This window comes from Sulfitobacter sp. PR48, assembly GCF_028807335.1.
Classification (GTDB): Bacteria; Pseudomonadota; Alphaproteobacteria; order Rhodobacterales; family Rhodobacteraceae; genus Sulfitobacter.
In genome coordinates, this window is sequence record NZ_JARAMM010000009.1 from 80,231 (window position 1) to 99,623 (window position 19,393).

A 19,393-nucleotide genomic window follows, 5' to 3' on the forward strand; every position below is an offset into this window, starting at 1 on the left:
ATTACAGAGTCTGACGAAATGCCTGAAACATCAGGCAGCGTCGCGTGATTCTGGTTTTTCGCATGACGCTTTATTGAGTTTTCAGTTTATCTAAAGCGTTTCGGGATTAACTTGAAACATCCAACATCACTTTTCGCGTTCGACCGCAGGGAGAGGCAGCGAACAAGTGATTCAGGTATATCCCGAAGCGCTATAGTATCGCCAATACCCTGCCGCGCCTTCGGCGCTATCGGGGCATTGGCGATGCTTCGTTTCAACGAAAACTGGAAACGCTTTATTCGGCGGGATCTTCCGATGCGCTGTCATCGACATCCGCATCACCCTGATCCGCGATCCAGGCCACGCTGACAACTTCTTCACCCTTGCCGGTGTTGAACACCTTCACGCCACCCGCTGAGCGGGACCGGAACGAAATACCATCCACCGGCACCCGGATCGACTGCCCCTTGGATGTGGCAAGCATGATCTGATCATCCATCTCCACTGGGAAGGAGGCCACGATCTGCCCCGTCTGCATCCGCTTGTCCCAGGCGGTGACACCCATGCCGCCACGCCCGCGCAGCGGATAATCATGGGCCGAGCTGAGCTTGCCCACGCCGCCGGAGGTGATCGTCAGAATCAGGTTTTCCGCTTCGGACATTTCCACGTAACGCTCCATCGGCAGGATCGCATTGGCGTTGCCCTCGTCCTCATCCTCCACCTCGGCGTCATCGGCAATGCCCGCCATCGCGCGGCGCATCTTGAGATAGGCGGCGCGTTCGTCCGAGGTCGCCTCGAAGTGGCGGATCACCGACATGGAGACCACACGGTCGTCGCCCGCCAGCCTGATGCCCCGCACCCCGGTGGAGGCGCGCGAGTTGAACACCCGCACGTCATCGGCGCGGAAACGGATCGCCCGGCCCGAATTGGTGGTCAGCATCACATTGTCGTCGTTCGAGGCGATCCGCGCGTTGATCAGCTTCCAGCCTTCGCTTTCGCCTTCGAACTTCATCGCGATCTTGCCGTTCGATTTGACGTTGGTGAAATCGGAAAGCTTGTTGCGCCGCACGGTGCCGTGATCGGTGCAGAAGATCACCTGCAGGTCGTCCCATTCATCTTCGTCGCGGTCCACCGGCATGATGGCGGCAATCGACACGCCCGTCGGGATCGGCAGGATGTTCACAATCGCCTTGCCCTTGGAGGTGCGGCTGCCCTGCGGCAGGCGCCAGGTCTTGAGCTTGTAGACCATGCCTTCGGTGGTGAAGAACAGCAGTTGCGTATGGGTGTTGGCCACAAAGAGCGTGGTGACCACGTCGTCCTCTTTCAACCCGCCACCCGACAGCCCCTTGCCGCCGCGCCGCTGGCTGCGGAAATCGGCCAATGGGGTCCGTTTGATATAGCCGCCGGAGGTCACGGTCACGACCATGTCCTCGCGGGCGATCAGGTCTTCGTCCTCCATGTCGCCGGACCAGTCCACGATCTCGGTGCGGCGCGGCACAGCGAAAAGCTCTTTCACCTCGCGCAGCTCGTCCGAGATGATGCCCATGATCCGCTCGCGGGAGCCCAGAATCTCCAGGTATTCCTTGATCTTGCCTGCCAGTTCTTCCAACTCGTCGGTGACTTCCTTGACGCCGATCTGGGTCAGGCGCTGCAACCGCAGTTCAAGGATCGCGCGGGCCTGTGCCTCTGACAGGTTATAGGTGCCGTCGTCATTGGCGGTATGGGTCGGATCGTCGATCAGCGCGATATATTCCAGGATGCTGGCGGCGGGCCAGCGTCGTGTCATCAGCTTTTCGCGCGCTTCCGCGGCGTCGGCAGAGGCGCGGATGGTCGCGACAATCTCGTCGATGTTGGTGACCGCGACGGCCAGACCACACAGGATATGGCTGCGCTCGCGCGCCTTGCGAAGCAGATAGGCAGTGCGCCGGGCCACGACTTCTTCGCGGAAGTCGATGAAGCTGGTCAGGAAGCGCCGCAGGGTCAGCGTTTCGGGGCGGCCGCCGTTCAGCGCCAGCATGTTGCAGCCGAAATAGGTTTGCATCGGGGTAAAGCGGTAGAGCTGGTTCATCACGACCTCGGCGGTCGCGTCGCGCTTGAGCTCGATCACGACCCGCACGCCATTGCGGTCGGATTCGTCCTGCACATGGGCAATGCCGTCGATCTTCTTCTCGCGCGCCTGTTCCGCGATGCGTTCAATCATCGTGGCCTTGTTCACCTGATAGGGGATCTCGTCGATGACGATGGCCCAGCGGTCCTTGCGCAGTTCTTCGACCCGGGTTTTCGACCGGATGATGACGCTGCCACGCCCTTCAAGATAGGCTTTGCGCGCGCCGGAGCGGCCCAGCATGATGCCGCCGGTGGGGAAGTCGGGGCCGGGGACATATTCGATCAGCTGCTCAGAGGTCAGATCCGGGTCGTCGATCAGCGCCAGGCAGGCGTCGATGACCTCGCCCAGGTTGTGGGGCGGGATGTTGGTGGCCATGCCGACCGCGATACCGCCGGCCCCATTGACCAGCATGTTCGGGAAACGGGCGGGCAGAACCGAAGGCTCTTTCTGCTTGCCGTCGTAATTGTCCTGGAAATCGACGGTATCCTTGTCGATGTCCGCCAGCAGGAAACCCGCAGGCTTGTCCATCCGCACTTCGGTATAGCGCATGGCGGCGGCGTTATCGCCATCCATCGAGCCAAAGTTGCCCTGACCGTCGAGCAGCGGCAGCGACATGGAGAAATCCTGTGCCATCCGCACCAGAGCGTCATAGATCGCGGAATCGCCATGTGGGTGGTACTGGCCCATGACATCGCCCACGGGCCGCGCGGACTTGCGATAGGACTTGTCGTGGGTATTTCCGGTCTCGTGCATGGCAAAAAGGATACGCCTGTGCACAGGTTTCAACCCGTCCCGCAGATCGGGAATCGCACGGCTGACGATGACCGACATGGCGTAATCCAGATAGGATGTGCGCATCTCATGTTCGATGGTGACCGAAGGGCCATCGAATTCGGGCCGCTGTGGCGGCATTTCATCTTCGTTTTCAGGGGTTTCCGGCGTGTCGTTCACGTTGACTGCTCTGCTTCTGATGGCGATCTATATATTGTAAGTTTTTATAGCAGACCGGGCATATCAGGTGCAATGCACGATGCCCCCGGAACACTGGCAGCCAATCTTATAGAGTGATAACACACTGTTTTTATTGAAAAGTAATTCATTCGTGCCAAGGTGGTTCTATGGAAGCAGCAAGGAGAGGTCACAAATGGCCCAGACACAAGTTCCAACTGAAACCGAAATGATGCTCAGGGGATATGGTTTGACCACGGCAGAGTTCTTTTACCGGATGCCGGATTATACCCATGTGCTGAACAGCTACATCTGGCAGGACTACGACCTGGCACCGGATCATCCGAAACTCTTCAGCTTTGTCGAGTTCTGGCAGGAGCAGATCGAAGGCCCGCTTCATTCCGTGCGGTTCACCCATCGCAAGCTGATCGGCCCGGGTGAGTGGCGCAATCAGGTGGGCGAATTCATCCTTCATTGAGCGTATCGCAATGTGACGTGGCGTCGCTGTATTTTCCGGCTCACATGCGGCTGTTCCCCGGTTAGGCTGAGGCAGGCCATATGGGAGGAACGGCATGAAACGGCTGCTTGTCGACCAGAAGAACATCACGCAAATCCGGCTGGAAGAGGTGGCGCGCCCACCGTTGCAACCGGGCGAGGCCCGGCTGCGGCTGGAAAGCTTTGCCATCACGGCCAACAACGTCACCTATGCTGCGGTGGGGTTTGACATCGGCTACTGGAAGTTCTTTCCCACTGGGATTGACGGTATGGGGCAGGTCCCGGTCTGGGGCGTTGCAAATGTGGTGGAAAGCCGCAGCGATGCCCTGCAGCCGGGGGCACGAATCTATGGGTTCTATCCGCTGGCAGAGGAGCTTGTGATCACCCCGGAAATTGACGGGCAGGGCGTAATCCTGGATGCGGCGCCGCATCGGGCCGAACTGCCTGCGGTCTACAACCGCTATATCCCGGTACGGCAAGGGGCGGTGGAACAGGACCACCTGCGCGCCCTGTTGCAGCCACTTCTGGCGACTTCATACCTTTTGTTCGACTGGCTGATGGACAATGATTGTTTTGGCGCGGAACAGATCATCATCGGCTCGGCCTCCTCCAAGACCGGTCTGGGGCTGTGCAAATACCTGGCAGAGCCGGAGGGTCGCAGGTATCGCGTCATCGGCCTGACCTCGGAAGGTAACCGCAGCTTTGTCGAGGGGCTGGGGGCCTGTGACCAGGTGCTGAGCTATGATGAGATCGAAAAGATCGCGCAGGTGCCTTCGGTCTATGTGGACATGTCGGGCAATGCGGAGGTCAAGCTGAAGCTGCACAGCCATCTGGCAGAGGTTCTGAAACATTCGGCCGCCGTCGGCACCAGCCACTGGGACCAGTTTCGCCCGCAGAAATCCCTGCCGGGGCCGAAACCACAGTTCTTTTTCGCTCCGTCCCAGATTGCGAAGCGGCGCGAGGAATGGGGGCCGGGCGAGATCGAAAAGCGCATCGCGGCGGCCTGGAAGCGCATCGCAGCAGAAGCCGGGAGCTGGATGCAAGTCAGGGTGCACGCGGGCATCGAGGCCGCACCCCAGGTCTATGCCGATCTGGCAGAGGGCCGCGCCAGCCCGCGCGACGGACATGTTGTCGTGATTGAAAACTCATCTTGATACACGAAGTGATCTAGCCCGCTTCCTCATGGCGCGGTCCGCCGCACCGCATCTGTCGTTGATCATCGGTCACGAGGCATTGTTCAGGAGGAACGGCGCGCTGCTGGCGCTGGTGCGCGCCGCCCGGGAGCAGGGGGCCGAGACCTCCGCTCTGGCCTATATGCGCAGGATGTCCGACGATCTGCGGTCGGTTCATGTTCAATGGCTGTTTCGTGAATCCAGGCGGTTCGCAGAAGCCTTCTGGATCGGCCCGAAAGGACGCGGCAGGAAGCCGCCCTGCGGTGCAGGCAGCCCGAAACCGAACGTCTTGCCCGCATCCAGGCATGTGCCAGAGGCGATGCAGCGCGGCTGGCAGCGGCATCTGTCGGGAGCCTCAGCCTAGGCCGAGCAGCTGGCCCCGCCCAGCACGCAGAATTTCGCGCAATGGGGGTGGTTCAGGGCCACCGCACCCTCGGCCTCGGCCAGCGTCGTGCCCAGTTCGAATTCGGGGGAATAGGGCAGCAGGGTGCAGGCCAGCACGGCAGGCGTCTTGGCGCCCTTGCGCTTGACCACCATGCGGGAGGACGAACACATCACCGCGTCTGGCGATTTGTTCAATATGCCCCAGCAGGCGGTGGTGATCTCGGGCACGTCGATCCGTTCGTCCATCTCCGGGAACAGCACGGTCATGCCGGGATTGTCGGCGTCGATGTCAAATCCGTGTTCGGCAAAGAATGCGGCATAGCCCGCGCGGCTTTCCGCCTCGCTGTCGGCAAAGACGGAGCGGCCGGCGATGGCCATGCGCAAGCCGTTGTCGCGCAGCCATTTCATGCCCGCGAGCGTTTTGTCAAAAGACCCTTCGCCGCGTTCCGCATCATGCAGCGCCGGGCGATGATGATCGACAGAGATCCGCAGCGTCAGCTTGCCGGGGTAGGCCGTGTTCAGCCGTTTGAGCCCCTCTTGCACCGCTTTGCGCATCATCGGGCGCATGGCGTTGGTCAGGATCAGCACCTCGTATCCGCGCGCCAGCGATGCCTCTGTCATTTCGATCATCTGGGGATTCATGAAAGGTTCGCCCCCGGTAAAGGCGATTTCGCGCACCGCCCATTTGCGCGCCTCAAGCTGGTCAAGGTAATCGCGCACTTCATCGGCGGTGATATAGACAAGCGCGTCGTTGGTGGGGGAGGAGGCGATGTAGCAATTGGCGCATTCGATGTTGCACAGCGTGCCGGTGTTGAACCACAGCGTCTGCGGATTGCTCAGCGCCACTGTCGCGCGCGGCTCGCCCCTGGCGGTGATCGCCGGATCGATGAACTTGCCGACATTCGCCTGCGATTTGGCGTTGGCCATATCTTTCATGATAGGTCCTTGTCTGATCGTTTCGGATGCTATTCTTTGTGCTAAGCGATCGGGCCAGGCATGAAAAGACCTGTCCGGGGGCATTGCACGACCTTGTGAAGCCCGAAATTACGAGTATGGTAGCGCTAACGGAAGCTCAGAAACCGCAGGGGCCGATATGACCCAGACCAAAGCCAGCATGACCCAGGCCAAAGACCGGCTGCCACATATGGAAAGCCGGGTGATTCCGGTCGATCCATTCGATCTGGTGATTTTCGGGGGCACGGGTGATCTGGCCCGCCGCAAGATCCTGCCAGGACTTTTCCGCCGCTTCGTCGCCGGACAGATGCCACCGGAATCGCGCATCATCGGCGCGGCAAGGACCGAGCTGGACAGCGCAGGCTATCGCGAGATGGTGGCAGAGGCGATTGAGGAATTCAACGCCGGGTTCAGCCACACGCCAGAAGCGCTTCAGGCGTTCCTGTCGCGGATCGAATATACCGCCATCGACGCCCGGGGTGAGGCCGGCTGGGCCGAGCTGCAGGAGATCATGAAGGGCAAGGGCCGGACCGAAGCCTATTATTTCTCCGTCTCGCCGACGCTGTTCGGCGACCTGGCCGAACGGCTGCAGCAATGGGGCATGGCAGACAAGGATGCGCGCATCGTGGTTGAAAAACCCTTTGGCCGCGACCTGGAAAGCGCCCATGCGCTGAACGCGACTTTGGCCACCTATTTCAACGAGGATCAGATCTACCGGATCGACCATTACCTCGGCAAGGAGACGGTGCAGAACCTGATGGCGGTCCGATTCGGCAACATGTTGTTCGAACCCCTGTGGAATGCGCAGTTCATCGACCATATCCAGATCACCGTGGCCGAAACCGTGGGTGTCGGGGGCAGGGGTGAATATTATGACAAGTCCGGCGCGATGCGCGACATGGTGCAGAACCACCTGATGCAGCTTTTGTGCCTGATCGCGATGGAACCGCCCGCCCGCTTTTCGCCGGATGCGGTGCGCGATGAAAAGCTGAAAGTCATCCGCGCCCTTGACCCGGTCTTGCCGCACCATATCGTGCGGGGGCAATATCTGGCCGAGACCGGCAATGAGGAAAAGATGCCCGGCTACCGGGAGGCGGTGGAATCGCCGCGGTCGCGCACCGAAAGTTTCGTGGCGCTCAAGACCCATATCAGCAACTGGCGTTGGGCCGGCACACCCTTCTACCTGCGCACCGGCAAGCGGTTGTCTGCGCGGTCCTCCGAGATCACCGTGGTGTTCAAGGAAACCCCGCATTCGATCTTTGGCGAGGACGCGGGCCGCCACCGCAACGTGCTGTCGATCCGCCTGCAGCCGAACGAGGGGATCACCCTTGGCGTGACGATCAAGGAACCGGGGCCGGGCGGCATGCGGCTGATCGACGTGCCCCTCGACATGAGCTTTGCCGAAGCCCTGGGCGAGGATGCGGATCAGGTCGACGCCTATGAACGGCTGATCATGGATGTGATGCGCGGCAACCAGACGCTGTTCATGCGCGGCGATGAGGTCGAGGCCGCCTGGGCCTGGACCGATCCGATCATCCAGGGGTGGGAAGCGCGCAATGACGTGCCCAAACCCTATGACAGCGGGTCCGCCGGGCCGGATTACGCAAATGAACTGATGCGGCGTGACGGCCGCGAATGGCGCGAGGTGACCCCATGAACCTGATCGAATATCCCGACCGGGAAATCCTGGCGATGAAGGTCGCGAACCGGCTGGCCGGAGAATTGAAGAAATGCCTTCTGGTGCATGAATTCGCCTCCTTTGCCGTGCCCGGCGGCACCACGCCCGGCCCGGTCTTTGACATGCTCAGCGGCACCGATCTGGACTGGGGCCGGGTGCATGTGATGCTGACCGACGAACGCTGGGTGCCGGAAGAGGATGCGCGTTCCAACGGGGCATTGGTCCGGTCGCGGCTGCTGACCGGCCATGCCGCGGCGGCACAGTTCCTGCCTTTCTACCAGCCGGGTCTGGAGGCAGAGGAGGGCGCCGCCGCCGTCGCGCCCGGTCTGGAGACGCAATTGCCGCTGTCGCTGCTGGTGCTGGGCATGGGCGATGACATGCACACCGCCTCGCTGTTTCCGGGGGCCCCCGGGGTCGCGGCGGCGATGGCCGCAGGCGCGCCCAACCTTTGCGTCGTCCGCCCCGAGGATCAGGAGATCGCGCGCGTGACCTTGCCCGCCCATGTGCTGCGCGGCGCGATGTCCACCCATCTGATCATCTTTGGCGATGCGAAACGCGCGGCACTGGAACGCGCTGAAACGCTGCCCCCCGAAGAGGCGCCCGTCGCCACCGTTCTGAACAACGCAGAGGTACATTGGGCCGCATGATGACGATCTGGGACAAACTGAAAAGCCGGGCGGATTCCGTCACCGACAGACCGCTGCTGGCCCTGTTCGAGGATGCGGGCAGGGCGGGTGATTTCTCCGTCACGCTGGAGAATCTGCATTTCGACTACGCCAAGACAAACATTGACGCGGACAGCCGCGCCGATCTGATCGCCCTTGCGGAACAGGCAGATGTGGCGGGTAAACGCGACGCGATGTTCGCGGGCGAAAAGATCAACGAGACCGAAGGCCGCGCGGTCCTGCACACCGCACTGCGCAATCTCGACGGCGGGCCGGTCATGATGGATGGCACCGATGTGATGCCGCAGGTTCATGCCACGCTTGAGCGGATGCGCCGCTATGCCGACGCAGTGCGCGCAAGTGCCATCACCGATGTGGTCAACATCGGCATCGGCGGTTCCGATCTGGGTCCGGCGATGGCCGTGGCCGCACTGGCGCCCTATCACGACGGGCCGCGGTGCCATTTCGTCTCCAACGTCGATGGCGCGCATATCGCCGACACGCTGCGCGGGCTGGATGCCAAGACCACGCTGGTGATCGTCGCTTCCAAGACCTTCACCACGATCGAGACCATGACCAACGCCCGCACCGCCAAGGCCTGGATGACGGATCACGGCGGTGATCCTGCAACGCAGTTCGCAGCGCTCAGCACGGCGGAGGACAAGACAGCAGCCTTTGGCATCAGCCCCGACCAGGTCTTCGGCTTCGAGGACTGGGTCGGCGGACGTTACTCCATGTGGGGGCCGATTGGTCTCGCGCTGATGATCGCCATCGGGCCAAAGGGTTTCGATGCCTTTCTGCGCGGCGGCCAGGCGATGGACCAGCATTTCCGTGTGGCAGCGCCGCTCGAAAACCTGCCGATGATGCTGGCGCTTGTGGGCATCTGGCACAACCAGCTCTGCGGCTATGCGACCCGCGCGGTCTTGCCCTATGATCAACGGCTGCGGATGTTGCCGGATTATCTCCAGCAGCTGGAGATGGAAAGCAACGGCAAGTCGGTGCAGATGGACGGCACCGATTGCGCGCATCATACCGGCCCGGTGGTCTGGGGGGCGGCAGGCACCAATGGCCAGCATGCCTTTTATCAGCTGATCCACCAGGGCACCCGGGTGGCGCCCTGCGAATTCCTGGTTGCCGCCAACGGGCATGAGCCTGACCTCGCCCATCATCACCAGCTGCTGCTGGCCAATTGCCTCGCCCAGTCAGAGGCGCTGATGCGGGGCCGCTCGCTGTCCGAGGCGCGGCGCATGATGCAGGCAAAGGGGCTGACCGGGGATGAGCTTGAACGCCAGGCCCGCCACCGGGTCTTTCCGGGCAACCGCCCCTCGACCACGCTGGTCTATCCGCTGCTCGATCCCTTCACCCTGGGCCAGATCATCGCCCTTTACGAACACCGCGTCTTTGTCGAAGGGGTGATCCTGAACATCAATTCCTACGATCAATGGGGCGTGGAACTGGGCAAGGAACTGGCCACCTCCCTGCAACCCATCGTGGAAGGTCGCGAAAACCCCGAAGGCAAGGACGGCTCCACCGCCGCCCTGGTGGGCTACATCCTGAAACACCGGGCCTGACCCCGCTTTCTTTTTGGCTGTAAATATTCCCGGGGTTTGGGGCAGAGCCCCAACAAAATATGGATCGAATGCGGCGCAGCCGCACCGATGGGTCACATCAGGTCCGGCGCCCGGCCCATCCGGTTTGCCAGCCGCCCCACGGTCAGCCCCTGCACGATGATGGAGAATACCACCACCACATAGGTGCAGGTCAGGATCAGCGACTTCCACTCGCCGTCCGGCAGCGACAGCGCCAGCGCAACGGAGATGCCGCCCTTCAACCCGCCCCAGGTCATGATCGGCGTCACCCCGGCGCTGAAACTGCGGAACGGGCGCAGCATCGCGATGGGAACCGCGACAGCCGCCAGCCGCGCCAGCAGCGCGATGAAAATCGTGATCACGCCGGTCACCAGAACATCCGCGTTCAGGGCGATGGCAAAGACTTCAAAGCCGATCATCAGGAACAGCACCGCATTCAGGATCTCGTCGATCAGCTTCCAGAAGGCCTCCACGTATTTGCGGGTCTCTTCCGACATGCCGCGCGCGGTCCCCACATCGCCGATCAGCAGACCGGCGCAGACCGCCATGATCGGCGCGGAGACATGCAGCCAGACCGCCAGCTCATAACCGCCAAAAGCCAGCCCAAGTGTCAGCAGCACCTCCAGCGAATAATCGTCGATCCGGCGCATCACCCGGAAGGTCAGCCAGCCCAGCACCAGCCCCAGCACCGCGCCGCCAAAGGCCTCCTGCACGAAAAGCAGTGCCGCATCGCCAAAGGGGCTGCCGCCCGACCCGTGATGCGCACCCGGAAAGGCGAGGCCCACCAGCACCAGGAACACCACATAGCCAACCCCGTCGTTGAACAGACTTTCACCCGCAATCTTGGTCTCCAGCGCCTTGGGCAGATCGGCCTCGCGCAGCACGCCCAGCACCGCCACCGGATCGGTGGGGGAAATCAGCGCGCCAAAGACCAGCGCCAGCAGCAGCGGCATGCCGGTCAGCCAGGAGAACCCGACGCCCACCACCAGCGTCGACAGGGCGATGCCCAGCGTCGCCATCAGGAACACGCTCAGCCATTCGCTGCGCAGGTCGCTCAGCTTGACATGCAGCGCACCGGCAAAGAGCAGCAGGCCCAGCATCCCCTCCAGCAGCGCCTCGGAAAAGTCGATGCCGGTGACCAGCTGCCGCACCGTGTCGGCGATGCCAAGGGCGGGCAGGGCAAGGTCCATCCCCAACAGCCCGAAGGAGGCCAGCAGCGACACCACAAGGATGCCGATGGCCGAAGGCAGCTTCAGAAACAGGTAGTTGATCGCACCAAACGCCCCGGCCATGACAATCAGCAGGGACGTGATCTGCAGAAAGTTCATGTCTTGAGGTCGTAGGTGACCCACATGGTCCTTGTGGCCAGACGGTCATAGACATTGCGCCCGCGGTAATTGTCATCCGCCGTGATCCAGCGCACCGTGGCCCAGCCGCGCGCCCGCGCCTGTTCCGCCACCGCCTCGATCAGGGCCTGCGCCGCACCCGATCCGCGCGCGGCCGGGTCGACAAAGAGATCGTCGAGAAAACAATTGGTCACCGCCCGCAGGGGGCTGGCGAAGGGGCGGAAATGGGTCAGCCCGATCAGGCGGCCCTCTGCGGTTTCGGCGACAAGACCGTTGCATTCATGGGCCTCGTCCATCAGCCAGCCGAACACGGTATCGCGCATTTCCGGGGTCTGCTCGACCTTGTAGAATTCGGCGTAACCCTGGTAAAGCCGGTCCCAGTTCTCGCGGTCTTCGGATGTGGTGGGGCGAATGATCAGTGTCATTGGGAAATCCTCCGGTTCAGGGCGTGCCCGCGGGCAGGCAGACAGGCCGTATAGCTGACCTTTAGGCACCTTACGGTACGCTTGCAAGTGCGGGGCCGCTGATCCACTCTGGCGAAAAGAACGGATGAGGAGGATCCCGATGCTAGGCCAGATGATGTCACAACCCCTGTTGATTTCCAGCCTGATTGAACATGCTGAGAGGTACCATGCCGGGGGGCAGATCTATTCGGTCAACACCGGTGGCGGGGTCGAGGAAACCACATGGGGGCAGGTCGCGGCGAATGCCCGGCGTCTCGCCTCGGCGCTGACTGGCCTGGGGCTCGACCCGCAGGCGCGCTGCGGCACCATCGCCTGGAACAACCGGCGGCACCTTGAGATCTACTTTGGCGTATCGGGCGGCGGTTTTGTCTGCCACACGATCAACCCGCGCCTGTTCCCGGAACAGCTGGTCTATATCCTCAACCATGCCGAGGACAAGGTGCTGTTCATCGACGCCACCTTTGTCCCGCTGGTCGCCGCGATCCGCGACAAGCTGGAGCATCTGGAACATATCGTCCTGATGGAGGGCGCGGTGGGCGATGCCGCCGGCAAACTGCCCGGCATCATCGCCTATGACGATCTGCTGGCCCAGGGCGATGCGGCTTATGACTGGCCGGAAATGGATGAATATACCGCCTCAAGCCTTTGTTATACCTCGGGAACCACAGGAAACCCCAAGGGTGTTCTTTACAGCCACCGCTCCACGGTGCTGCATTCCTTTGGCATCAACCTGGCCGATAGTGTCGCGATTTCCGCCGCCGAGGTTGTGCTGCCGGTGGTGCCGATGTTCCACGTCAACGCCTGGGGCGCGCCCTATGCCTGCGCAATGGTCGGCGCGCGCATGGTGATGCCGGGGCCGGGGCTGGACGGCCCGTCGCTGGTCCGGCTGATCGACACCTACCGCGTCTCGCTGGCGCTGGGGGTGCCGACGATCTGGCTGGGCCTGCTGGGCGAGGCCAAGAAAAGCGGCAGCACGCTGGCCAGCCTCAAGCGCACCGTGGTGGGCGGCTCGGCCTGTCCGCCGTCGATGATCAAGAGCTTCCGCGAGGAATTCGGCGTCGATACGATCCACGCCTGGGGGATGACCGAAATGTCGCCCGTCGGCTCCGTCAACCGCCCGCTGGCCAAACACGCCGACCTGCCGGAGGCGGAACAGCACCGCCTGCGCGAAAATCAGGGGCGCCCGGTGTTCGGGGTGGAGCTGGAAATCCTGGACGACGATGGCAAGCCGCTGCCGCATGACGGCAAGGCGCAGGGCGATCTGGTGACCCGCGGGCACTGGATTCTGGATGCCTATTTCAGGAAAACCTCGGAAGAGACCCTGACCAACGGCTGGTTCGACACCGGCGATGTCGCCACCATGGACCCGGACGGCTATATCACGATCAAGGACCGCTCAAAGGACATCATCAAATCGGGCGGCGAATGGATCAGCTCTGTCGAGCTGGAGAATATCGCCATCTCGCATCCGCAGCTGGCCGATGCCGCGGTGATCGGCGCGCGGCACGAGAAATGGGACGAACGCCCGGTGCTGGTCGCGGTCAGGGCCGAAGGGCAGGACCCGTCCGAAGAAGAGGTCTTGAGCGTGTTCGAAGGCAAGATTGCCAAGTGGCAGGTGCCGGACAAGGTGGTGTTCACCGATGTGCTGCCGCGCAATGCGACGGGCAAGGTGTTGAAACGCAACCTGCGCGAAGAATTTGGCGAGGTGCTGATCGGATAGGGGTCAGACCCCTTTCCAGCGTTCCAGCCTCGGGATCCCGCGGGTAAAGAGCCATGCCATGATCTTCGGCATGCCCGACCGCATCAGCGCCTCGACGCAGTGCTGCTGGAATTCGGTCACCGTGACATCCGGGTGCCGGAATGCGCCTTCGGCATAGCAGATCGAACAATAGGTGGTGCTGAGGCTGCCGTCAGCCTCGGTGCCGCCGCCCTGAGGGTCCTTGCCGAGCGGCATGCCGCAACTTTGACAGGAGGATGTGGCCATCTGGATTCTCCGAAAGGGTCAGGCGCAGCGGGTCAGGGACGCGGGATCGGCACGGACCGGCTGTCTGAGGATGGTTTTCAGCCGGGCAGGTGCCGTCCGGCGCGGATCACTGAGGTAGATCTCGTGGTGCGGCCCGTTAAAGGTCAGCCCGCGTTCAGGCATCACCCGGTGATGAAGATCCGCAAGCACCGGCGCTTCGTCATCATAGCTGCCCAGATGCAGGGTTTGCAGCGACAGGCCTTCGTCATGGCGTTCAAGCCGCAGCGTTTCGGGCAGGCTGCCGAGTTTGCGCCTGGTCTTGTCGCGGGCGGCCTCGTAGATCGCGGATGTCACGAAATCAGGCACCATGATCATCATCGTCCACTGCCATTCATCCTTTCTGCGCGCGGCAAAGGCAGTTGGATCATCCGCCCACCACAGCCCTTCCAGTGGCGGCACCACATAATCCTGTGACAGTGCCGCTCTGGCGGCAAATTTCATCGCATAGCTGACACCATAAAGGCCTTGAACCGCCTGCAGGTATTCGGCCGAAGTGTTCGGATTACCTGCGCCATCCACTTTGACAAAATGCATCTGCGGCACGTCAATCTCTGCAAATGGCCCGACCGCGGGGCCATAAAGCTGTTTCATCGTCTTTTTGAAGTCGATCTTCTTCATCGTGAAGCCCGTTCCGCCCGGTTTACGGGTCATCGCCTTTGATTGCCGATTGCCCTGCAGGTCGAAGCAAACTATAAACTGTGGACCATTGTCAACGGTTTTGAGGGCATGATGCGCATCGGTGAACTGGCAAGGCGGGCGGAGGTCAGCCGCGATACGATCCGTTTCTACGAACGCCACGGGCTGATCCGGTCTGACACCGATCCCGAGGCCTCCAACAGCTATCGCATTTACCCTGAGGATGCGATTCTGACCCTGGAAGTGATCCGCGACGCCCAGGCAGCGGGTTTGAGTATCGCCGACATCACCTTGTTCGTCAGCCAATTCATGGCGCAGGGCGGCGGTGCGGAGGAGATGGAGCGCTTTCTGGACGACAAGATCGCCGAGGTCGCGACCCGTCTGGCGGCGAGCCAGCGTTTCCTGACGCTGCTGCAACAGACCAGACAAGCGCTTGCGCGCGCGCCGCAGGATGGATTGAATGAAGTGGAAGGTGGAGCGGGTAACGAGAATCGAACTCGTAACTAAAGCTTGGGAAGCTGCCGTGATACCTTTTCACCATACCCGCGCGCCTGCGATTGGATATGCGCGGGGCGCAGCGCCGTCAAGGGGGCGGCGCGTACAAAGCGGAGGACAGGATGAGTTACAAACCTGACGGATACAACAGCGCGTCGCCCTATCTGATGGTCCGCGATGCCAATGCGACCCTGGGCTTTCTGGAAGCCGCCTTCGGCGCCACCCGGCTGCGGGTGATCCCGGGCGAGGGCGGCAAGGGGATCATGCATGCAGAGGCGCTTGTGGATGATACGGTGATCATGATGGGCGAAATGCCGGAAAGCACCGAAGCCCATGTGCATGTCTATGTGGCAGAGGCGGAAGCGGCCTTTGCCCGTGCGCTGGCGGCCGGCGGGACGGAGGTGCAACCGCTGACGGACAAGGGCGACGGCGACCTGCGCGGCGGGGTGCGGGATGCCAATGGCGTCACCTGGTGGATCTCCCGGCAGCTGGATTGAAGTTTCCGGTTTTCGTTGAAACGAAGCATCGCCAATGTCCCGGGAGCGCCAAAGGCGCGGCAGGGTGTTGGCGATACGACATGAACTGGAAACGCTATAGGCGGGATCAGCCCTTGGTCCGGGCGGTGAAGAGGTTGATCTGCGCGGGAATGCGGATGCCCTTTGGCGTCTCGAAGGGTTCCAGACCTGCAATCAATGCGTCAACCAGCCGTGCGCGGTCGGCGTCATCCGCCTCGAAATGGGTCAGGGCCCGCTGGGCCGGGCCGATGTCGCAAAGCAATTGCGCCACCTGCGCCGCGTCGCCCGGCGGTGTCAGATCCAAGGGCAGCACGCGGGCCTTGATCTCCACCAGTCCCGCCGCGTCCAGCAATGCGACAACCTTTTGCCTGTCGCGCAGGGCGAAGGGTCCGGGCGCATCCGGATCAGTCTTGGGGACCGCGCCGATCACCGTCTTTGCGATGGCGGCGGGCATGGTGAAATAGGGGTTCTCCGCGATGTCACCCCAGGTGGCAAAGCTCAGCTGCGCACCAGGGCGCAACCCGCTGGCAATATTGGCAAAGGCCGCCTGGGTGTTTTCAAAGAACATCACGCCAAAGCGGGAAATCATCGCGTCGAACTGATCCGGCTCGAAGTCGAACGTCTGCGCATCGCCCTGGATGAACGTCAGGCCGGGGGCATCCGCCGTTGACAGGCGGGCATGGGCCAGCAGCGCATGAGAGATGTCCAGCCCGCAGGCGCTGCCATCGTGTCCGGCCAGCCGTGCCGCCGCCGCTGTGCTGGTGCCGGCACCGCAACCGATGTCGAGCACCCTGTCGCCCCGCCGGATATGCGCCGCGCCAAGCACATGGTCGAGCACCGGCGCAAGGGCGCGGTCCATGTTTTCCATCTGGGCCACCCAGATCGGGCCTGCCTGAGCGTTCCAGAAATCCTGCTGCTCTGCGTTGCTCATCCCCGGCGCCGCCTGCGTCTGCCGCCGGAATCGCCGCCGTGATCGCCCCCGGTGTTGAAGGTGGCTGTCGGCAGGGTGACGATGGAGTGGAGGATCGGAAAGGGTTCAACCGCGTTGGGGATGGCGGAAGCATTGACGAAATGCTCCTGAAAGCGCGGTTCAATCGCGGTTTCGACCTTGTGGATGTCGCGCACGGTCTGTTCGATCTCGGCCCGCGCGTCGGTGTTCAGCAGGGCAATCCGCGCGCCGGTCCCGGCGGCGTTTCCGGCCGATGTCACCTTGTCCAGCGGCGCATCGGGGATCATGCCCAGCACCATCGCATGTTTGGTGCTGATATGCGCGCCGAAGGCACCGGCCAGCACGATGCGGTCCACCTTGTCGACGCCGAATTTGTCCATCAGCAGCCGCGCCCCGGAATACAGCGCCGCCTTGGCCATCTGGATCTCGCGGATGTCGCGGTTGGTGACGGTGATCAGCGGGCCGCCATTGCCGGTGCCGTCATAGACCAGGTAGGAATTGGTGCGCCCGTCGGCAAAGACCGCAGGTGATCCGGTCTGCTCTGCCGTGCCGATCAGGCCGGGGGCGTCGACGATGCCATGGATGCGCATCTCTGCCACCATCTCGATGATGCCGGAGCCGCAGATGCCGGTGACGCCGGTGGTGGCGATTTCGGCCTCGAAACCGGGGTCATCGGACCACAGGTCGCTGCCGATCACCTTGAAGCGCGGCAGCTTGGTCACCGGGTCGATCTCCACCCGTTCGATGGCACCGGGGGCGGCGCGCTGACCGGAGCTGATCTGCGCGCCCTCAAAGGCCGGGCCGGTGGGCGAGGAACAGGCCAGCACCTTGGTCTTGTTGCCCAGCAGGATTTCCGCATTGGTGCCCACGTCGACCACCAGCACCAGATCCTCGGATTTGTCCGGTGCCTCGCTCAGCGCGACGGCGGCGGCATCCGCGCCCACATGGCCCGCGATACAGGGCAGCAGATAGACCCGCGCCGAGGGGTGAATGTTGAGGTCGAGATCATCGGCGCGCAGGCGCATGGCGTTGGAGGTGGCCAGCGCAAAGGGCGCCTGACCCAGCTCGAAAGGGTCGATGCCCAGAAACAGGTGGTGCATCACCGGGTTGCAGACAAAGACCGCGTCGACAATCAGGTTCTTGTCCACATTGCCTTCGGTTGCGATCTGGGTGAACAGCGCATTCATGCCTTCGCGCACCGCGCGGGTCATTTCCTCGGCACCCCTGGGATTCATCATCGAATAGCTGACCCGGCTCATCAGGTCTTCGCCAAAGCGGATCTGCGGGTTCATCACCCCTGACGAGGCCAGCACTGCGCCGGTTTGCAGATCACACAGATGCGCGGCGATGGTGGTTGACCCCAGATCGACCGCCAGCCCATAGACCGTGCCATCGTAATATCCCGGCCAGATATGCATGATGCGGGGCGGGTTTTCCGTATCGCCCAGATGCACGGCGACAGTCACCTTCCACTCGCCCTTGCGCAGGATCGGTTGCATCATTTGCAGGATGTGCAGGTCTGCATTGACCTTTTCGAGGTTCCATTGTTCGCGCAGCGCATCGCGCAGCCGCTCCAGATCGCCCGAGGGGTCGTGCATGTCCGGTTCAGCCACTTCGATATAGAACAGCTTGGTCGAGGGGTTGAGAACGATCTCGCGCGCTTCGGCGCGTTTGCGCACGACCTGTTTGTGCACCTGGCTTTCGGGGGGCACGTCGATCACCACGTCACCCTGCACGGTTGCCTGACAGCCCAGCCTGCGCCCTTCCTTCAGCCCGCGCTTGTCCTTATAGCGCTGCTCCACCGAGTTCCATTCACTCAGCGCGTTGCCGCTGACGGTAACGCCGTGTTTGGAAAATTCGCCGTAGCTGGGCGTGATCTGGCATTTCGAGCAGATGCCGCGCCCGCCGCAGACCGAATCCAGGTCAACCCCCAGCTGCCGTGCCGCCGTCAGGATCGGCGTGCCGACAGGGAAGTTTCCCCGCTTGCCAGAGGGGGTGAAGATCACCAGGGGATCGCTGCTCATCTCGTGCCGTCCTTAACTGCTTTTGGCCACCATAGCGCCCCCTGCGGCAGGTGGAAGCCAAAGGGCGGCAATAAATGAACGCTGGGCGTCATTTGCGCCATCCCTTTGCCGTCACGGCGACGATTTTCGCGCGTGTCAGCCCTCGGGGAACCCCCGCGATCAGTCGCGGCGAAAGGTGAAGAGGTCGCCGGGCTGGCAGTCAAGGTAGTCGCAGATCTTTGCCAGCGTCTCGAAACGCACCCCTTTGACCTTGCCCTGCCGCAGCAGTGAAAGATTGGCCTGGGTGATGCCGATGTGTTCGGCCAATGCGCGCCCGCTCACGCCACGTTGCGCCAGGATCACGGCAAGATGTACCTCGATCTGCATCAGACGAACTGCTTGTTTTCGGCATCCAATGCCGCCGCTTCGACGATGATCCAGGCCAGGATCCAGACTCCGGCGGCCAGGAGCATCGTTTGCAGATCACCCATGCCGAAACGCAGGCTCAGTGCGCCCTGTTCTTGACCAATTGAGAGGATCACACCGGTCAGCGGGACCACAGCCACCCGCAACAGTGCAGAGACGAACAAGGCCACCGCAAAGCGTTTGAGCGCGCCAAACACAACGGGGGCGAAACAGGCGCCGCGACCAAAGGAGATCAGCGCGGGCCGCAGCGCCCACAGACCCCAGGACAGCAACAGGGCAGGCAGGCTTGCAACAAGGGCAATCAAAAGCTGCGTGCCGGAGGAAAGGGCAGATGGCGGTGGTGCGACATGGGCAGATGCAGCGAGCATGTCGAAAGGAAGCAGCAGCACCGTGATGAACACCAAAAGCGGAAGCGCAACTGCCAGAACAAGCGTTGCTGCGGCGAGACTCTTGCTCCACCACATGATGCGTTTTTGACGGTTGACCTGATCCATTTCAACTCTCCCTGGTATTGGACTTGACCTTTATAAAGCAGAGGAATTATCGTTTAGCAATAACTAATTTC

General features: G+C 62.2%; 19 protein-coding genes and 1 tRNA gene. 9 read left to right on the forward strand and 11 right to left on the reverse strand.

Annotated features, from left to right (window positions below):
* Positions 1-274: 274 nt before the first annotated feature.
* Positions 275-2,998 (reverse strand): DNA gyrase subunit A, encoded by a 2,724-nt coding sequence (gene gyrA, locus PVW51_RS13430; RefSeq protein WP_274575683.1) that lies wholly within the window; start codon positions 2,996-2,998, stop codon positions 275-277.
* Positions 2,999-3,230: 232 nt separating this feature from the next.
* On the opposite strand from gyrA, the gene PVW51_RS13435 reads away from it, so the two are divergent.
* From PVW51_RS13435 to PVW51_RS13445, 3 genes are all read left to right on the forward strand, one after another.
* Entirely contained in the window at positions 3,231-3,512 is a 282-nt protein-coding gene (locus PVW51_RS13435) for an usg protein (RefSeq protein WP_269361949.1), read from the forward strand.
* Positions 3,513-3,606: 94 nt separating this feature from the next.
* The gene (locus PVW51_RS13440) at positions 3,607-4,683 is read left to right on the forward strand and encodes a DUF2855 family protein (protein WP_274575551.1); all 1,077 of its coding nucleotides are present in this window, start codon (positions 3,607-3,609) and stop codon (positions 4,681-4,683) included.
* Between the two features lie 28 nt (positions 4,684-4,711).
* Positions 4,712-5,065, forward strand: coding sequence for a hypothetical protein (locus tag PVW51_RS13445; RefSeq protein WP_274575552.1), 354 nt, complete (start codon positions 4,712-4,714; stop codon positions 5,063-5,065).
* On the opposite strand, the gene PVW51_RS13450 is transcribed toward PVW51_RS13445, so the two are convergent.
* On the reverse strand, positions 5,062-6,021 hold the full coding sequence (locus PVW51_RS13450) for a radical SAM protein (protein WP_274575553.1): 960 nt from the start codon (positions 6,019-6,021) through the stop codon (positions 5,062-5,064). The genes PVW51_RS13445 and PVW51_RS13450 overlap by 4 nt on opposite strands.
* Positions 6,022-6,229: 208 nt before the next feature.
* On the opposite strand from PVW51_RS13450, the gene zwf reads away from it, so the two are divergent.
* The 3 genes from zwf to pgi are packed head-to-tail and all read left to right on the forward strand — an operon-like array spanning position 6,230 to position 9,953.
* Positions 6,230-7,696, forward strand: coding sequence for a glucose-6-phosphate dehydrogenase (zwf, locus tag PVW51_RS13455; protein ID WP_269362085.1), 1,467 nt, complete (start codon positions 6,230-6,232; stop codon positions 7,694-7,696).
* A complete protein-coding gene (gene pgl / locus PVW51_RS13460; RefSeq protein WP_274575554.1) occupies positions 7,693-8,364 on the forward strand; it encodes a 6-phosphogluconolactonase in 672 nt (223 codons plus the stop codon). The genes zwf and pgl overlap by 4 nt, the downstream gene beginning before the upstream one ends.
* Positions 8,361-9,953 carry a glucose-6-phosphate isomerase gene (gene pgi, locus PVW51_RS13465; RefSeq protein WP_443288075.1) on the forward strand — a complete coding sequence of 531 codons (1,593 nt, stop codon included), beginning with the start codon at positions 8,361-8,363 and terminating at the stop codon, positions 9,951-9,953. The genes pgl and pgi overlap by 4 nt, the downstream gene beginning before the upstream one ends.
* A 92-nt stretch (positions 9,954-10,045) precedes the next feature.
* Here pgi and PVW51_RS13470 read toward each other — a convergent pair whose 3' ends face one another.
* Together PVW51_RS13470 and PVW51_RS13475 are read right to left on the reverse strand one after the other, a co-directional pair.
* Positions 10,046-11,299: a cation:proton antiporter gene (locus PVW51_RS13470; protein WP_274575557.1), complete on the reverse strand. Its 1,254-nt coding sequence runs from the start codon at positions 11,297-11,299 to the stop codon at positions 10,046-10,048.
* On the reverse strand, positions 11,296-11,742 hold the full coding sequence (locus PVW51_RS13475) for a GNAT family N-acetyltransferase (RefSeq protein ID WP_274575558.1): 447 nt from the start codon (positions 11,740-11,742) through the stop codon (positions 11,296-11,298). The genes PVW51_RS13470 and PVW51_RS13475 overlap by 4 nt, the downstream gene beginning before the upstream one ends.
* 139 nt (positions 11,743-11,881) lie before the next feature.
* On the opposite strand from PVW51_RS13475, the gene PVW51_RS13480 reads away from it, so the two are divergent.
* On the forward strand, positions 11,882-13,501 hold the full coding sequence (locus PVW51_RS13480; RefSeq protein ID WP_274575559.1) for a long-chain-fatty-acid--CoA ligase: 1,620 nt from the start codon (positions 11,882-11,884) through the stop codon (positions 13,499-13,501).
* Positions 13,502-13,504: 3 nt separating this feature from the next.
* On the opposite strand, the gene PVW51_RS13485 is transcribed toward PVW51_RS13480, so the two are convergent.
* Both PVW51_RS13485 and PVW51_RS13490 read right to left on the reverse strand, forming a co-directional pair.
* Complete coding sequence (locus tag PVW51_RS13485) at positions 13,505-13,765, reverse strand: zinc ribbon domain-containing protein (RefSeq protein ID WP_274575560.1); 261 nt, start codon at positions 13,763-13,765, stop codon at positions 13,505-13,507.
* A gap of 18 nt (positions 13,766-13,783) precedes the next feature.
* Positions 13,784-14,455, reverse strand: coding sequence for a GyrI-like domain-containing protein (locus PVW51_RS13490; protein WP_274575561.1), 672 nt, complete (start codon positions 14,453-14,455; stop codon positions 13,784-13,786).
* A 9-nt stretch (positions 14,456-14,464) separates the two neighbouring features.
* Between PVW51_RS13490 and PVW51_RS13495 the strand changes: the two genes are divergently transcribed.
* Complete coding sequence (locus PVW51_RS13495; RefSeq protein ID WP_274575562.1) at positions 14,465-14,947, forward strand: MerR family transcriptional regulator; 483 nt, start codon at positions 14,465-14,467, stop codon at positions 14,945-14,947.
* Here PVW51_RS13495 and PVW51_RS13500 read toward each other — a convergent pair.
* Positions 14,914-14,987, reverse strand: a tRNA-Gly gene (locus tag PVW51_RS13500). The two genes, PVW51_RS13495 and PVW51_RS13500, sit on opposite strands and share 34 nt — an antisense overlap.
* Positions 14,988-15,057: 70 nt before the next feature.
* Here PVW51_RS13500 and PVW51_RS13505 point away from each other — a divergent pair.
* Positions 15,058-15,432 (forward strand): VOC family protein, encoded by a 375-nt coding sequence (locus tag PVW51_RS13505; RefSeq protein WP_269361970.1) that lies wholly within the window; start codon positions 15,058-15,060, stop codon positions 15,430-15,432.
* Between the two features lie 106 nt (positions 15,433-15,538).
* On the opposite strand, the gene PVW51_RS13510 is transcribed toward PVW51_RS13505, so the two are convergent.
* The 4 genes from PVW51_RS13510 to PVW51_RS13525 all read right to left on the reverse strand — a co-directional run bounded on the left by PVW51_RS13510 (position 15,539) and on the right by PVW51_RS13525 (position 19,322).
* A complete protein-coding gene (locus tag PVW51_RS13510) occupies positions 15,539-16,381 on the reverse strand; it encodes a class I SAM-dependent methyltransferase (protein WP_274575563.1) in 843 nt (280 codons plus the stop codon).
* Complete coding sequence (locus PVW51_RS13515) at positions 16,378-18,423, reverse strand: ASKHA domain-containing protein (protein ID WP_269361972.1); 2,046 nt, start codon at positions 18,421-18,423, stop codon at positions 16,378-16,380. The genes PVW51_RS13510 and PVW51_RS13515 overlap by 4 nt, the downstream gene beginning before the upstream one ends.
* A 159-nt stretch (positions 18,424-18,582) precedes the next feature.
* On the reverse strand, positions 18,583-18,789 hold the full coding sequence (locus tag PVW51_RS13520) for a helix-turn-helix domain-containing protein (RefSeq protein ID WP_274575566.1): 207 nt from the start codon (positions 18,787-18,789) through the stop codon (positions 18,583-18,585).
* Entirely contained in the window at positions 18,789-19,322 is a 534-nt protein-coding gene (locus PVW51_RS13525; RefSeq protein WP_274575568.1) for a hypothetical protein, read from the reverse strand. Before PVW51_RS13525 ends, PVW51_RS13520 begins: the two co-directional genes overlap by 1 nt.
* Positions 19,323-19,393 lie beyond the last annotated feature (71 nt).

What these genes read in the sequence shown, in the direction of transcription:
- gyrA (WP_274575683.1), bottom strand. Translation starts at nt 2,998, where the DNA reads ATGCCGCCACAGCGGCCCGAATTCGATGGCCCTTCGGTCACCATCGAA.
- PVW51_RS13435 (WP_269361949.1), top strand. Translation starts at nt 3,231, where the DNA reads ATGGCCCAGACACAAGTTCCAACTGAAACCGAAATGATGCTCAGGGGA.
- PVW51_RS13440 (WP_274575551.1), top strand. Translation starts at nt 3,607, where the DNA reads ATGAAACGGCTGCTTGTCGACCAGAAGAACATCACGCAAATCCGGCTG.
- PVW51_RS13445 (WP_274575552.1), top strand. Translation starts at nt 4,712, where the DNA reads ATGGCGCGGTCCGCCGCACCGCATCTGTCGTTGATCATCGGTCACGAG.
- PVW51_RS13450 (WP_274575553.1), bottom strand. Translation starts at nt 6,021, where the DNA reads ATGAAAGATATGGCCAACGCCAAATCGCAGGCGAATGTCGGCAAGTTC.
- zwf (WP_269362085.1), top strand. Translation starts at nt 6,230, where the DNA reads ATGGAAAGCCGGGTGATTCCGGTCGATCCATTCGATCTGGTGATTTTC.
- pgl (WP_274575554.1), top strand. Translation starts at nt 7,693, where the DNA reads ATGAACCTGATCGAATATCCCGACCGGGAAATCCTGGCGATGAAGGTC.
- pgi (WP_443288075.1), top strand. Translation starts at nt 8,361, where the DNA reads ATGATGACGATCTGGGACAAACTGAAAAGCCGGGCGGATTCCGTCACC.
- PVW51_RS13470 (WP_274575557.1), bottom strand. Translation starts at nt 11,299, where the DNA reads ATGAACTTTCTGCAGATCACGTCCCTGCTGATTGTCATGGCCGGGGCG.
- PVW51_RS13475 (WP_274575558.1), bottom strand. Translation starts at nt 11,742, where the DNA reads ATGACACTGATCATTCGCCCCACCACATCCGAAGACCGCGAGAACTGG.
- PVW51_RS13480 (WP_274575559.1), top strand. Translation starts at nt 11,882, where the DNA reads ATGCTAGGCCAGATGATGTCACAACCCCTGTTGATTTCCAGCCTGATT.
- PVW51_RS13485 (WP_274575560.1), bottom strand. Translation starts at nt 13,765, where the DNA reads ATGGCCACATCCTCCTGTCAAAGTTGCGGCATGCCGCTCGGCAAGGAC.
- PVW51_RS13490 (WP_274575561.1), bottom strand. Translation starts at nt 14,455, where the DNA reads ATGACCCGTAAACCGGGCGGAACGGGCTTCACGATGAAGAAGATCGAC.
- PVW51_RS13505 (WP_269361970.1), top strand. Translation starts at nt 15,058, where the DNA reads ATGAGTTACAAACCTGACGGATACAACAGCGCGTCGCCCTATCTGATG.
- PVW51_RS13510 (WP_274575563.1), bottom strand. Translation starts at nt 16,381, where the DNA reads ATGAGCAACGCAGAGCAGCAGGATTTCTGGAACGCTCAGGCAGGCCCG.
- PVW51_RS13515 (WP_269361972.1), bottom strand. Translation starts at nt 18,423, where the DNA reads ATGAGCAGCGATCCCCTGGTGATCTTCACCCCCTCTGGCAAGCGGGGA.
- PVW51_RS13520 (WP_274575566.1), bottom strand. Translation starts at nt 18,789, where the DNA reads ATGCAGATCGAGGTACATCTTGCCGTGATCCTGGCGCAACGTGGCGTG.
- PVW51_RS13525 (WP_274575568.1), bottom strand. Translation starts at nt 19,322, where the DNA reads ATGGATCAGGTCAACCGTCAAAAACGCATCATGTGGTGGAGCAAGAGT.